The sequence below is a fragment of the Algoriphagus boritolerans DSM 17298 = JCM 18970 genome, assembly GCF_900108085.1.
GTDB classification, from domain to species: domain Bacteria; phylum Bacteroidota; class Bacteroidia; order Cytophagales; family Cyclobacteriaceae; genus Algoriphagus; species Algoriphagus boritolerans.
Window position 1 is genome coordinate 221775 of record NZ_FNVR01000001.1, and the last position, 12810, is coordinate 234584.

At 42.8% G+C, this 12810-nt stretch carries 14 protein-coding genes; 7 read left to right on the forward strand and 7 right to left on the reverse strand.

The window, feature by feature from the left end:
• Window positions 1-9: 9 nt before the first annotated feature.
• Together C4S61_RS00935 and C4S61_RS00940 are read left to right on the forward strand one after the other, a co-directional pair.
• Window positions 10-270 carry a cold-shock protein gene (locus C4S61_RS00935; protein ID WP_103922921.1) on the forward strand — a complete coding sequence of 87 codons (261 nt, stop codon included), beginning with the start codon at window positions 10-12 and terminating at the stop codon, window positions 268-270.
• Window positions 263-457 carry a cold-shock protein gene (locus tag C4S61_RS00940; RefSeq protein ID WP_103922922.1) on the forward strand — a complete coding sequence of 65 codons (195 nt, stop codon included), beginning with the start codon at window positions 263-265 and terminating at the stop codon, window positions 455-457. The genes C4S61_RS00935 and C4S61_RS00940 overlap by 8 nt, the downstream gene beginning before the upstream one ends.
• A gap of 56 nt (window positions 458-513) precedes the next feature.
• Here C4S61_RS00940 and C4S61_RS00945 read toward each other — a convergent pair whose 3' ends face one another.
• Window positions 514-1509, reverse strand: a complete 996-nt coding sequence (locus C4S61_RS00945) for a 2-hydroxyacid dehydrogenase (RefSeq protein WP_103922923.1) — start codon at window positions 1507-1509, stop codon at window positions 514-516.
• 100 nt (window positions 1510-1609) lie between these two features.
• Here C4S61_RS00945 and C4S61_RS00950 point away from each other — a divergent pair, with 100 nt between their 5' ends.
• On the forward strand, window positions 1610-2044 hold the full coding sequence (locus C4S61_RS00950) for a Dabb family protein (protein ID WP_103922924.1): 435 nt from the start codon (window positions 1610-1612) through the stop codon (window positions 2042-2044).
• Here C4S61_RS00950 and C4S61_RS00955 read toward each other — a convergent pair whose 3' ends face one another.
• Window positions 2045-2452, reverse strand: a complete 408-nt coding sequence (locus C4S61_RS00955; protein ID WP_103922925.1) for a hypothetical protein — start codon at window positions 2450-2452, stop codon at window positions 2045-2047.
• A gap of 101 nt (window positions 2453-2553) precedes the next feature.
• Between C4S61_RS00955 and C4S61_RS00960 the strand changes: the two genes are divergently transcribed.
• Entirely contained in the window at window positions 2554-3159 is a 606-nt protein-coding gene (locus tag C4S61_RS00960) for an alpha-ketoglutarate-dependent dioxygenase AlkB family protein (RefSeq protein ID WP_103922926.1), read from the forward strand.
• A gap of 70 nt (window positions 3160-3229) precedes the next feature.
• On the opposite strand, the gene msrA is transcribed toward C4S61_RS00960, so the two are convergent.
• Entirely contained in the window at window positions 3230-4309 is a 1080-nt protein-coding gene (gene msrA / locus C4S61_RS00965; RefSeq protein ID WP_235009716.1) for a peptide-methionine (S)-S-oxide reductase MsrA, read from the reverse strand.
• 229 nt (window positions 4310-4538) lie between these two features.
• Between msrA and C4S61_RS21750 the strand changes: the two genes are divergently transcribed.
• Together C4S61_RS21750 and C4S61_RS00970 are read left to right on the forward strand one after the other, a co-directional pair.
• Window positions 4539-4679, forward strand: coding sequence for a hypothetical protein (locus tag C4S61_RS21750; RefSeq protein WP_160111186.1), 141 nt, complete (start codon window positions 4539-4541; stop codon window positions 4677-4679).
• 195 nt (window positions 4680-4874) lie between these two features.
• Entirely contained in the window at window positions 4875-7535 is a 2661-nt protein-coding gene (locus C4S61_RS00970) for a PQQ-dependent sugar dehydrogenase (protein ID WP_103922927.1), read from the forward strand.
• A 16-nt stretch (window positions 7536-7551) separates the two neighbouring features.
• On the opposite strand, the gene C4S61_RS21755 is transcribed toward C4S61_RS00970, so the two are convergent.
• The 4 genes from C4S61_RS21755 to C4S61_RS00985 all read right to left on the reverse strand — a co-directional run bounded on the left by C4S61_RS21755 (window position 7552) and on the right by C4S61_RS00985 (window position 11227).
• Complete coding sequence (locus C4S61_RS21755; RefSeq protein WP_160111187.1) at window positions 7552-7728, reverse strand: hypothetical protein; 177 nt, start codon at window positions 7726-7728, stop codon at window positions 7552-7554.
• A gap of 158 nt (window positions 7729-7886) precedes the next feature.
• Window positions 7887-8393 carry a hypothetical protein gene (locus C4S61_RS00975; protein WP_103922928.1) on the reverse strand — a complete coding sequence of 169 codons (507 nt, stop codon included), beginning with the start codon at window positions 8391-8393 and terminating at the stop codon, window positions 7887-7889.
• A 103-nt stretch (window positions 8394-8496) separates the two neighbouring features.
• Window positions 8497-9849, reverse strand: coding sequence for a sensor histidine kinase (locus tag C4S61_RS00980; RefSeq protein WP_103922929.1), 1353 nt, complete (start codon window positions 9847-9849; stop codon window positions 8497-8499).
• Window positions 9839-11227, reverse strand: coding sequence for a sigma-54-dependent transcriptional regulator (locus tag C4S61_RS00985; RefSeq protein ID WP_103922930.1), 1389 nt, complete (start codon window positions 11225-11227; stop codon window positions 9839-9841). The genes C4S61_RS00980 and C4S61_RS00985 overlap by 11 nt, the downstream gene beginning before the upstream one ends.
• A 324-nt stretch (window positions 11228-11551) precedes the next feature.
• Here C4S61_RS00985 and C4S61_RS00990 point away from each other — a divergent pair, with 324 nt between their 5' ends.
• On the forward strand, window positions 11552-12805 hold the full coding sequence (locus tag C4S61_RS00990; RefSeq protein ID WP_103922931.1) for an efflux RND transporter periplasmic adaptor subunit: 1254 nt from the start codon (window positions 11552-11554) through the stop codon (window positions 12803-12805).
• Window positions 12806-12810: the final 5 nt, after the last annotated feature.

The window sequence follows — 12810 nt, forward strand, 5'->3', positions numbered from 1 at the left end:
AACTGGCTAATGTCAAAAAATCAAAACACGTTCATTAAAAAGCAAAAGGCAGAGCTGAAGAAGCGGAAACAAAAAGAAAAACTCGAAAAAAAGCTGGATCGCAAACACCAGCCTAAAGACGGAAGCCTCGACAATATGATCGCTTACGTTGATGAGTTTGGAAACTTTTCCGATACTCCTCCTGAACCGCCAATTGTCAAAAAAACAAATTCAACACAATCCAATCAAAACCGAGTAAAATCAAATCAAAATTTAAGAAATCATGAATGAAGGAACAGTAAAATTCTTTAACACTACCAAAGGCTTTGGATTCATCACACCAACAGACAACAGTGAAGACGTATTCGTACATCACAGTGGCTTGGTTCACGAGATCCGTGAAAATGACAAAGTGAAGTATGACTTGGTACAGGGTAAGAAGGGCATCAACGCCGTAAACGTAAAAGTTGTAGGTTAATCAACTTTGCTACCTAACATCAATCCCCGCAGGCTAACCGGCGGGGATTTTTGCTTTTAAGAGGCTTTGATTTCGTTAATTAATTTTTCTCCTCTTTCAAATGCTGTAATATTTGTCAGTGTAATTTTGGCAATTTGCTCCAAAGCCTCTTTTGTCAGAAAGGCCTGATGTCCCGTCACCAGGACATTGGGAAATGTCATCAGTCGTGCGATCTGCTCGTCCTGCATGATTTCTTCCAAAAGGTTTTTGAAAAAAATATGTTCTTCCTGTTCGTATACGTCGATTCCCAAATAGCCAATTTTATGATTTTTGAGGGCTCTGATGACCGCTTTGGTATCTACCAATGCTCCTCGGCTGGTGTTTATCAGCGCCACGCCATCTATCATCTTGGAGATCGTTTTTGAATTGATCAGGTGTCGTGTCTCCGGGGTAAGCGGGCAGTGCAGCGAAATAATATGACTCCTCGAAAGGACCTCATCCAGTGGAAGATAATGTACTCCCAATTCTTTCATTTCTTCGCTTTCTGCGATATCAAAAGCAAGAATTTTACAGCCAAACCCTTTAGCAATTCGGCAAAATGCCTTTCCAATGGCGCCAGTTCCAATCACACCGATGGTTTTACCATGAATGTTGATCCCAGTCAGGCCTTCCAGTGAAAAGTTGTTTTCTCTGACCCGGTTGTAGGCTTTGTGAGTCTTTCTGCTCAAGGTTAAGATCAAGGCAAATGCATGTTCCGCTACTGCTTCCGGACTATAGGCTGGAACTCGAACGACACAGATTCCCAGGCTCGCAGCCGTTTCCAAGTCGATTTGATTATAGCCTGCGCAGCGAAGTGCGATTAATTTAATTTTCAGTTGATCTAATTTCTTTAGAATGGTGGCATCAATTTGATCATTGACAAAAGCGCACACTGCCGAATAGCCCTCAGCCAAATACACGGTATGCTTATCCAGTTTGGCTTCAAAGTACATGATCTCATGACCCGAGCCTTTTAAAAACAGATCAAAACTATCCCGATCGTAGGATTTTGCACTGAAAAAGGCAATTCTCATTAGTAGCAGATTTGAAGGTGAAAAGGGTGAATTTGACCCAGTTCTTTTATTTTTTGCTCAATAAAGCCAAATTCTTTTTAGTTTCGGGAAAAATCCCTCCATGAAAAAATTAAGCTATCTCGTTCTGTTTATTCTTATTTGGTCTTGTAATCAGCCCAAATCAGTAGAAAGCATTGAAGAAATTTTACCTGAAACTCAACCTATTTACCAAGAAGTAGCTATGCCTGATTCCGTCCTCCGACATGTAGTCCTATTCGGATTTAAAGAAACCTCCAAGCCAGAAGATATTCAGGGGGTAATTGATGCCTTCAAGGCTTTGCCCTCACAAATCTCTGAAATCAAAGGATTTGAGTGGGGTATCAATTCCAGTCCTGAAGGCTTAAACCAAGGTTTGACTCATGCCTTTACCCTGACTTTTCACTCTGCTGCTGACCGTGATGCTTACTTACCTCACCCAGCACATAAAGTTTTCGGAGGAATTTTAGGGCCGCATTTGGACAAAGTCACCGTGGTAGATTATTGGACTAAGCCCTGATTAGTTGTCATAGGGTAGTGCAGAACCGTCAGTTTTCCCTGATTCGCTCGCGTTGATTACCTCAGTGACGACAAATACACTCGTTCCTCTCCAGGGGAGCATTCCGTTGTATTCTTGGTAGCGCAATTCCAGGTGTTTTCCTGAATTGCGCTCCAAAACTGCGGCAACTTCCGGATCAGTTACGCTAAACCTAAACTCATTGCTTTGCAAGGCTCCTGAAGTCGGACTTTGAAAGCCTTCCTGTACCATCCGGCCTTCCCAAGTCTTGAATATCACCCCTTTTTTCACAAAATAGTTGAGGCTGCCGGCTTTTACCCCCTCACCGAATACAAAATAGAATTTCCACCAAAAAAAGATTCCGAGTACAAGCACAAGAATCAGACCAGCGATCCAACCAAATTTTTTCATAGCTCAAGTCAAAATTAATTTGACTAAATATAATGCCGTCAAAATTCAAAAATGAGTCTTGGAAAAAATAAACCTGTTGAATTTAAAATAGTTTCTAAGTGATGCAGCAGTCTATTTTCGATCCAGACTATTCTAATCTTCTGCCTTTTCAGGGAGAAACGGTTTTTTACCCTGACTTTTTCTCGAAGGAAGTGTCTGATTATTACTTTAAAATCTTGATTGATAGTCTGAATTGGCGTCAGGAGCCCATTCGTATTTTTGGAAAAATGGTCATGCAGCCACGTCTGACGGCCTTGTATGGAGATGCGGGTCGCCCCTATGGCTACTCGGGAATTTCCATGATTCCCCATCCTTGGACAGCCGAATTAAATGAGATGAAAGATAGACTTTTGGATTTTACCGGAGTGGAATTCACCCATGTTCTCTGTAATTATTATCGAAATGGACAGGATAGCATGGGTTGGCATCGGGACAATGAGGCTGTTTTGGGGAGAAATCCAAGTATTGCCTCCGTCACTTTTGGTGCAACGCGGATCTTTCAGATCCGACATTATGATACAAAAAATCATAAACTTGAAATCCCCCTGACTCACGGAAGTCTTTTACTCATGACCGGAGAAAGTCAACATCATTGGGAACATCAGATTCCAAAGACAAAAAAAATCCTGGAACCGCGGGTAAACCTGACTTTTAGAAGATTGATTTAATTTTTCAGTAAAAATTTAGCCCAGTTTTATCAAAAAAAAGGCTACCGATCACGATAGCCTTTTCAAACAATCAATCCACTAACCATATATAATCTCCGTAGCCGGCTGCCTGCATCTCAGATTTAGGGATGAATTTCATCGCTGCCGAATTCATACAATATCTTAGGTTAGTAGGTGCAGGACCGTCATAGAACACATGTCCCAAGTGACTGCCACCCAGTTTACTACGTACTTCTACCCGGGACATTCCCAATTCTTTGTCGATAGGCTTATCGATCACTCGTGCATCGATCGGCTTGGTAAAGCTCGGCCACCCTGAACCGGACTCGTACTTGTCTTTGGAACTGAAAAGTGGAGCACCGGAAACAATGCATACATAGATCCCATCTTCTTTATTGCCGTTGTATTCATTTTGGAATGCATATTCTGTCGCATTTTCCATGGTCACTTGATATTGAAGTGGAGTGAGGGTCTTTTTAAGTTCAGCCTTTGGAATAGCCTGATATTTTTTTTCACTTAACTCAGGCCAGTGAGCCTTGATGAAAGCATCTCTTCCGCTTCCATTTCTGTAAGCATAATATTCCGTGGGATTCTTTTTGTAATAATCCTGATGGTAATCCTCGGCTGCATAGAAATTCGTGTACTTGATCACTGGTGTTGCAATTGGTTTTTTGAAACGACCTGATTTATCTAGTCTGCTTTTTGAGTCTTCGGCTACTTTCTTTTGCTCGGCATCATGGTAGAAAATAGCTGATTCATACTGCGGACCCCGATCATAAAATGAGCCGCCGACATCAGTCGGATCGTACGTTTGCCAGAAAATATCCACCAGTTCAGCATAGCTGATTACCTCCGGATCAAAAGTGATTTGTACCGATTCTTTATGGGAGGTTTTTCCGGAGGATACTTCCCCATACGTAGGATTTTTTTCTTTGCCACCGGCATAGCCGGAAATGACAGAAATCACCCCGTCCAGATCCTCAAATGGAGCTTCTACACACCAAAAACAACCTCCAGCAAAGGTCGCCAATTGGGTTTTTGAGGAGAAAACAACATTCTTCTGCTCACCTGAGGAAGAGTTGGAAACCTCCTTTGATTCCACGGAAGTATTTCCGCAAGCCATTAGCAGGCTGACTAGTAAAGTGATCATTATCATGGGTGTTTTTTGCAAATTTTGCATCTGGTACAGATTCTATAAACTTAAATTATTTTTCTTGGTCAACTTTTTATCTAAAGATAAACAAGCAATCGGATGCTTCTGTTCGCAACCTACTCTTAAAAGCTCTTAATTCATTTAAAGCTAGATACGGGACCGAAACAAAACCGGATTGTCGCCTGGATTACATTTTCCTAATCGATTTCGACCAAATTCTAACCAAATGCCTTGGATCCTGAATTACGACGGAAAATCACTCTTAGTCCTGCTGCTTCTATTCTCTTCTATTTCCGTGGCACAGGCTCAGCTAAGTTCCGGATTTGGCTTGAAGGGCGGACTAAATTATAACACAAGCGGGAAATGAACGAGGGCAACTACACATTTGAAATTTTTTTAGGGAAGGAAGATTTCAAAAATAAGCAGTTGATACTTGGACTTTCCTTTTTGACTCCGGGTAAAATGGACCAAGTAATTCCTCTATCATCTTCTTCTAAAATGGAGTATTTCTATTTTCTCTGATTTCTTTATCTTGACGGAACCAAAATTAGCTGTCTGATTTATGATCAAGAAAATAGGGGCACTGGGGCTGTTGGGGCTGATCCTGTGGAGTTGTGCCAAAAAAGACGAAGATCCCTTCGCAACAATCCGACCTGAAGAAAGTCGTTTTACAAAAATCACCCTTGTCGAAAAACTCAATGAGCCTATGGAATTGGAGGTTTTGGATAATTTCGACGTGTTGTTTATTGAGCGTGCCGGAAAGATCAGAAGGTACGTTTCCGAAACTGGAGTGGTCGAAGAAGTCGGTTTTTTAGACGTATATGAGCAGGCAGAAGACGGTTTGTTGGGATTAGCCAAAGATCCAAAATTCACTGAAAATCAATGGATTTACCTTTATTATTCACCAGCTGGTGAGTTGGAGATTAACCTGCTTTCAAGATTTACGCTGGTCGATGGGCTCTTGGATAAATCCACCGAGAAAATCCTGTTGGAAGTCCCTGTTTTTAGGGGGTGCTGCCATTCGGGAGGCTCTTTGGAGTTTGATTCCAAAGGGAATTTATTTTTGAGTTTAGGAGATGATTCGACACCCTTTGAATCGGATAGTTACAATCCGATAGATGAAAGATCCGGTCGACCCGCCAATGTGGATGCGCAAAAAACGGCCGGAAATTCCAACGATCTGCGAGGTTCAATTATTCGAATCACGCCGCAACCTGATGGAACTTATACCATTCCTGAAGGCAATCTTTTCCCGGTAGGAACACTCAACACACGGCCTGAAATCTATGTCAAGGGGAATCGAAACCCTTTCCGGATAGGGGTGGATCAGCGAAATGGCAACCTATTCTGGGGTGAAGTAGGACCCGATGCATCCATCGATAGCATGAGACGAGGCCCCAAAGGACACGATGAGTTTAACTTGGCTACCAAACCCGGTTATTTTGGCTGGCCGTACTTTGTCGGAAACAACAAACCCTATTGGAAGTACGATTTTGAGAAGCAGCAGAGCCTTTATGAATTTGATCCCGCAGCTCCAAAAAACACTTCGCCCAATAATTCCGGTATGAAGATCTTACCTCCGGCAACTCCCGCTTTGATTTGGTACCCCTATGATGAATCAGAGGAGTTTCCGATGCTGGGAACAGGAGGGAGGAACGCCATGGCCGGCCCGGTTTACTATAGGGAAGATTATGATGCTTCTGAGGTTCGTTTTCCGGGCTATTTTGATGGGAAGGCCATCTTTTATGACTGGATGCGGAACTGGATTTTCACGGTTTCGCTGACCGAAGATTTCCAATACGATACCATGGAGCGATTTATGCCTTCTACCGTTTTTGATAAGCCTGTTGATATACAGTTTGCCAAAGATGGGTCGCTTTATGTGCTGGAATATGGGACGTTTTGGAGTGCCCATAATGACGATTCAGGGATCTACCGAATTGAATTTGCCTCAGGGAACAGAAAACCAAATGTGAAGGCTTCGGCAGACAAATTAGTCGGCGCAGTACCTTTGGTCGTTAATTTTTCATCCGAAGGTACTTTGGATTTCGATCCCGGAGATCAGCTTTCCTTTGAATGGGATTTTGGAAATGGGAAAAAGGCCACTGAGCCTAATCTGGTATTCGAATTTGAAAAACCGGGAGTTTATCCCGTTAAACTGACCGTAAAAGATCAGGATGGAGCAAGTTCCGAGGCAGTTTTGGAAGTAAAAGTTGGGAATGAAGTGCCAAGTGTTGCGATCGATTGGGAAGGAAACAAAAGCTTTTACTTCGGTCCTGAATCGGTGGCTTATCAAGTCAATGTAAGCGATCTAGAAGATGGTGAAATAGATTCATCCGGAGTGAATTTCAATATTGATTATTTGGAAGGAGGATATGATCTCATCCAGATCGGCCATCAGCAGGAGCAAATTCATCCGGGAGAATCCTACATCATCCAAGCGGGATGCAAGGCCTGTCATGCGGTCGAGAAGGAATCTGTCGGGCCAAATTATACCGCTGTGTCCCAAAAATACCTGAATCAAGCCGATGCCAAAACCTATCTGACCGGAAAGATCATCAACGGTGGCGGAGGAGTATGGGGAGAGCGTGTCATGCCTGGTCATCCGCAATTGGAAGCCGAACAGGTAGATAAAATGGTAGCGTTTATTTTGGGTATTGCCAATCCACAGGCGGGAAGGGGTACTTTGCCTCTTTCAGGAAACTTTAAGTTGGACAAAACACAAAATCCGGAGGGGTATTATCTCATTCAGGCCGGATATGAAGATAAAGGAGCTAATGGAATACCTCCGCAAAAGGCACTGGAGCAATTGACTTTGAGGAATAGTTTGGTTCGTGCCGCTTCAGCCGATCAACTTCAGGACGTGGCCAAAGCCAATGGGCCTCAATTTCAATTTGTAAAGTTCACAGCGAAAGAGGCTTGGATCAAATTTGAAAAGCTGGATCTAACCGATATTTCTTCCTTGGAGCTTGCTTTAAATCCGGGTAATACCAAAGGAAAACTCCAACTACGACTGGGAAGCCCCGAAGGAGAAGTTGTGGGAGAAACTCCGCTTTTAAGCAAAGAGGATCGGCCGAAAGGCTCAGATGGTCAATATTTCCCTGTGAAGGTAAAGTTGACGGCAAAGCAGGATTTTCAGGATCTTTATATTGTATTTCTGCCTGAGGAGGATGTTTCCATTTGGAATACGTTCAATTTGAATACAATCCAATTTGTCAGATAAAATCAACTGCCCAAAATCACTCGATTTCGGGCAGTAAATAGATCCATATTTCTAACTGAAGATCCAGAAGTGAGGTTTGGATTTTTCCGGTTTGGTAGGCGATAAATCCTTTATTAAAAAATCCCATTTTCAAACAGTTGCAGGAATTGGAATTCAGCATTTTCTCCCAAAAATGAATTTTGTTTTCCTGCATTTCAATAATTCAGAACTTGCTTGTCTGCTTTTATCCGAGTGACAAAATCAGATTGATAAAATTTATTCTGGAAGACCCTAATCATGCTTCTTTGGTCTCTTGACCCAAACAGCAAAGGATTTAGGAAAGTGGTAAGAAAGCTGACCATTAGATTTTTTCTACTTTATCAATTTGGCGAAAAATGCCTTCAATTTCACGGCTTCGGCATCGTCTACTTTTTTATCCTCAAGCACAGCTGCGATCAGAGTAAAAAGCTCATCGAAGGGGGCTGATTTTTTCAGGTGTTCGTTCTTTTCCAGCCATTGATTCAACTTGTAGATTTCATAAGTATTGACATCGCCACTCGCCAGAATACCTTTGAAAATGCCATTCAAGAAATACATGTTTGGAGCTACTTCTTGATCTTCCCCATTTGCCTCCAGAAATCTGGTAATGATGGTTTTTAACGCTTCGATCTCTTCACTATTTACCTTTCCGTCATCGATTATAGGTTTGATTTCTCTGTAGAGCTTTTGAAATAATTCCAATTCGCAAAGAGGTTCATTTTCCAGACACCAACTTTTCAACGCCTCGTACTCGTTTTTGGTGACTACTCCGTCAAGTGAAATTCCATAAATCAATCCTGCCAGCTGAAAAGCCGCATTTCTTATCTCTTGGTTATTCATGCGTTTTTTTTTTAAAAAATTTACAACCATTCCATCTAAATATTGTCATTTGTAGACAATAAATTGTATTTAATGGTATGAATTGATTGAAAAGTGCAATCAACTACTTAAAATTCATAGTGAAAACGGTCTTTTCTCCAGGGATGGATATGGCTTGTAAACTTCCTCTGTGTAGGTTCATGATTTGCCGTGAAATAGCCAGCCCAATGCCTGATCCGGTCTTTTTGGTAGTATAAAAAGGGACAAAGATCCATTCTAAAGCCTCTGGAATAATTCCCGCACCATGATCTTCTACTTGGATCATAGTCCCCATATCGCCCTGGCAAATGCCCCGAAGGATTATGGATCGATCTGCTTGATTTTGGACAGATTCGCAGGCATTTTTTATCAGATTGATGAGAATCATGGAGATTTGATCCGCATCACAGAGCACCTCGGTTTCTTCCGGTAACAGTTCCGTTTGAATGTCAATTTGATTGGATTTTAATTCCTCCCGCATCAGCCCGGTGACATTTTCAAAAAGATTCCGAACCTGTACCAATTCCTTCTTGGGTTCCGGGATATTGGTGTAATCGCGGTAGGCATTGACAAATGTGACCAAACCTCTACTCCGGTTTGCAATCGTATCCAAACCTTCCTGAATATCCTTAAAACCGTCTTTTTTAATCAAAAATCCCTCCTGCTGCACGTAGCTGTCTTCATCAAGTATTGTACGTAGCGAGTCGACCAAACTCGAAATTGGCGTGATCGAATTCATGATTTCGTGTCGGAGCACCTTGGTCAGGTTTTGCCAGGCTTCGAGCTCGTTGGACTGGAGCTCTGCATTGATGTTTTGTAAGGAAAGCAGGGTCCAACTTTTCCCTCCCATTTTAAGGGCAGCGGATTGTACGATCAGGTGTAAGTTAGCGTTTACCTTAAACGAAATCCGTTGCCCGGGTTTCATCTCGACCACTTCTCTCAGGAGTTTGGGAGATAGTTTCCCCAAATCTTTGATGTCTCTGAATTGAGGGATCTGAAGTAAATGTTTTGCAGCATTGTTGATGATGCCGATTTTGCCTTCGGTATTGAAGGAAATTATTCCTGTATTGATATGCTGAACGATGACCTGCAGGAAAAGCATCTGTTCTTCCTTTTCCGCCCGAGTTTGCTTGAAGACTTCCATGACCTCATTGAATGCCATGTTTACTTCCCGAAATGAGCCTCCCATTTTGCTGTCGGAGGTAAAAGAGGAAGAAAAGTCCATAAACCGAATGGAGTCCAGAAAGCGCGCAAGCTTATGGTTAATCGAGTTGACATAGTAGATCATTTCCCCGGTCAGGAATCCAGTCACCAAAAGCAAAATACCCGGTGCCAGCCAAAGTTCCTGCACATAATGCAGCCAAATGCCTAAAAAAATACTAACTACAATCAGAATAATGCGCAGGGAAATTCCGATCGAAAATCGCTTATAAACCATATTTCTCCAGTCTTCGATACAGGGATGAACGAGTTAAACCCAACTCATCCGCAGCACGGGTGATGTGACCATTGTGCTTTTGAAGGGCTTTGCGAATGAGGATTCGCTCCACATCCTCGATGTTTAAATGTTCCAAACTCACTGATTCTTCCTTTTGATCGGGTTGAGCCATCTTTTGCAAAAACAAATCTTCCGGCTGAAGCACACTGTGATTGCTCATGATCACCGCCCGCTCGATGCTGTGCTGTAGCTCCCGGATATTGCCCGGCCAATGGTATTTAGACATCCGTTTGATCAGAGGTTCAGAAGCCTTGCGGATATCTTTATTGTATTTTTTGGAATAAAAGGAAATGAAGTGATCTGCCAAAACTGGAATATCCTCGATTCGCTCGCGCAAAGGAGGTAGTTGGATTTCGATCGTATTGATTCGATATAGTAAATCCTGACGGAAACTATTGTCATAAACCATGTCATGTATCGGCATATTAGTCGCAGAGATCAGCCGGATATTGACATCAACCGGCCGATTGGCGCCCACTCGGGTAACTTGGCGATTTTGCAGCACTGCCAAAAGTTTGGCCTGAAGGGATAAAGGTAAGTTGCCGATTTCGTCGAGGAAAAGCGTACCCTTATGCGCTTGTTCAAATCTTCCCGCCCGATCTTCTTTTGCATCGGTAAATGATCCCTTTTTATGACCAAAAAGCTCAGATTCAAAGAGGGTAGTAGTGATTGAGCCTAAATCAACTCCGACAAATGCCTCCCGGTTCCTTCTCGAATGTCGGTGAATCGCGCGTGCGATCAGTTCCTTCCCGGTTCCGTTTTCACCCAAAATCAAGACATTCGCATCCGTATTGGCCACTCGCTCTATGGTTTTAAAAACCTTTTGCATCGCCGGGCTTTGACCGATGATGTCTTTGAATTTATTGTCCAAGTCCTGTTGAAGGGTGTTTTTCTGATCAGTAAGCAAGTTAATTTCAAGCTTTTTTTGGCGAAGATTTAGTGCAGAATTGAGTGTTGCGAGCAATCGTTCATTTTCCCATGGTTTGAGGACAAAGTCCGTTGCTCCTTCTTTGATTGCTTTCACTGCGAGGTTAACATCTCCATAGGCTGTGATCAAAACCACCACTGCTGATGGATCCAATTCCAAGATCCGGTCCAACCAATAGAACCCCTCCTGACCCGAACTCACATCTTTGGTGAAATTCATATCAAGCAAGATAACATCGTAGCTTTCATTATGTGTCAGAATTGGGAGTAAGTCTGGGTTGGTTTCGGTATCCACCTGAGCGAAATGGCGCTTTAAAAAAATCTTTGCTGCTTTTAGCAGGTCTTCGTTGTCATCGACGATGAGGATTTTACCAAATTTTTGATCATTCATAAAATTGGGATTTTGAGGTCTTTTATTAATTGCAAGCCTTTAACTCCCTGTTCCAAAAGTTTGCCGATTTTTAATTGTTCGGGAAATGAAGTGAAAAGTGCCATTTTCGGACGATTTCAGCCGTTTTTGGATTCTTAGATTCCTAGAAAAAATTAGGAAAAAAAATCCGCCTTTGATCCACTTTTGTTCGGTGGCGGACGAAATTGTTCGAGACTTGAAAAATCAATTTTTGGCAAATCGTGATTTTGAGTACCCAAAGGCTATTTTTTGCATGGCACATCATTTGGCATAAAGGACTCTAGCCAAGTAGGGCATTTTCAAGCAATGGATAGAAAATTAGAAAAGAAAACCTGGACCCCCCGACGAATCGCGGCCATCTTTGGTGGAGTGGTTTTATTGGGAGGAATTATTTACCAAATAGGATTTGCAGATCACCGATCCACGATGAATGTGGATAAGGACAGGCTGAGTATCGCCACAGTTTCCAAAGGGGAGTTTACCGATTACATTTTGGTATCGGGTCAGATCGAACCTGCACGAACCGTATTTTTAGACGCGATCGAAGGAGGAATGGTCAATCAAGTCATCCGTGAGTCTGGTGCTTTGCTCAAAAAGGGGGACACCATTCTCGTCTTGACCAACTCAAATCTCCAACTTGACGTGATGCAACGGGAGACCATGCTCTATGAGCAAATCAACAACCTTCGGCAGACCCGACTTCTTCTCGATCAAAACGACCTCAATCAACAGGGACAATTGGCTGAAATCGATTATCAGATCAGCCTGCTTGAGCCACAATACAAGCGCTTTAAGGAATTGCACGAGAAGAAACTCGTCTCCGACAGGGAATTTGAAGAGGTGAAGGAGCAGTATGAATACAATGTAAAACGAAGAAAACTTACTTATACATCCTACCGCAATGACTCGATTGCCAGGTCTTTTCAGCTCAATCAGCTTCGGCAGTCCGAAGGCAGAATGAATGCATCGCTAAATGGGGTTGGTAATATTCTGAACAACCTCGTGATCACTGCACCAATCGCCGGACAATTGGCTACTCCTCAGCAACTGGAAATCGGACAGGCGATCAACCCCGGTCAACGTTACGGACAGATCGACATTCTGGATGAATTCAAAGTCCGTGTACCGATCGATGAACTTTACCTTCCTCGAATCAGTCAGGGACTAAGGGGGAAATTTACGCTCAGCGGGCAGGATTATGAACTGGAAATCTCCAAAATCTACCCAACCATCACCAACGGACGCTTTGAGGTGGACATGGTATTCCCGGGAGAAAGTCCCGAAGGAATCCGAAGGGGTCAAAGTGTACGGATTCGTCTGGAACTCGGTCAAAGTGAGCAAAGCTTGCTACTTCCAACAGGAGGATTTTTCAAAGATACAGGAGGTAACTGGGTCTTTGTCTTGAATCCATCCACTGAAATAGCAGAAAAACGTACGATCAGATTGGGTAGAAAAAATCCTGAATTCTACGAGGTCCTTGAAGGCTTGGTCGAAGGTGAAAAAGTTATCGTCAGCGGATATGAAAATTTTGGAGACAACGAAGTTTTGGAACTTAAATGAGTTGG

Excerpts from the sequence above, each read along its gene's own strand:
- msrA (WP_235009716.1), bottom strand. The coding sequence starts at position 4,309 with ATGATCACTTTACTAGTCAGCCTGCTAATGGCTTGCGGAAATACTTCC.
- C4S61_RS00980 (WP_103922929.1), bottom strand. The coding sequence starts at position 9,849 with ATGGTTTATAAGCGATTTTCGATCGGAATTTCCCTGCGCATTATTCTG.
- C4S61_RS00990 (WP_103922931.1), top strand. The coding sequence starts at position 11,552 with ATGGATAGAAAATTAGAAAAGAAAACCTGGACCCCCCGACGAATCGCG.
- C4S61_RS00940 (WP_103922922.1), top strand. The coding sequence starts at position 263 with ATGAATGAAGGAACAGTAAAATTCTTTAACACTACCAAAGGCTTTGGA.
- C4S61_RS00935 (WP_103922921.1), top strand. The coding sequence starts at position 10 with ATGTCAAAAAATCAAAACACGTTCATTAAAAAGCAAAAGGCAGAGCTG.
- C4S61_RS00950 (WP_103922924.1), top strand. The coding sequence starts at position 1,610 with ATGAAAAAATTAAGCTATCTCGTTCTGTTTATTCTTATTTGGTCTTGT.
- C4S61_RS00960 (WP_103922926.1), top strand. The coding sequence starts at position 2,554 with ATGCAGCAGTCTATTTTCGATCCAGACTATTCTAATCTTCTGCCTTTT.
- C4S61_RS00975 (WP_103922928.1), bottom strand. The coding sequence starts at position 8,393 with ATGAATAACCAAGAGATAAGAAATGCGGCTTTTCAGCTGGCAGGATTG.
- C4S61_RS00945 (WP_103922923.1), bottom strand. The coding sequence starts at position 1,509 with ATGAGAATTGCCTTTTTCAGTGCAAAATCCTACGATCGGGATAGTTTT.
- C4S61_RS21755 (WP_160111187.1), bottom strand. The coding sequence starts at position 7,728 with ATGCAGGAAAACAAAATTCATTTTTGGGAGAAAATGCTGAATTCCAAT.
- C4S61_RS21750 (WP_160111186.1), top strand. The coding sequence starts at position 4,539 with ATGCCTTGGATCCTGAATTACGACGGAAAATCACTCTTAGTCCTGCTG.
- C4S61_RS00985 (WP_103922930.1), bottom strand. The coding sequence starts at position 11,227 with ATGAATGATCAAAAATTTGGTAAAATCCTCATCGTCGATGACAACGAA.
- C4S61_RS00955 (WP_103922925.1), bottom strand. The coding sequence starts at position 2,452 with ATGAAAAAATTTGGTTGGATCGCTGGTCTGATTCTTGTGCTTGTACTC.
- C4S61_RS00970 (WP_103922927.1), top strand. The coding sequence starts at position 4,875 with ATGATCAAGAAAATAGGGGCACTGGGGCTGTTGGGGCTGATCCTGTGG.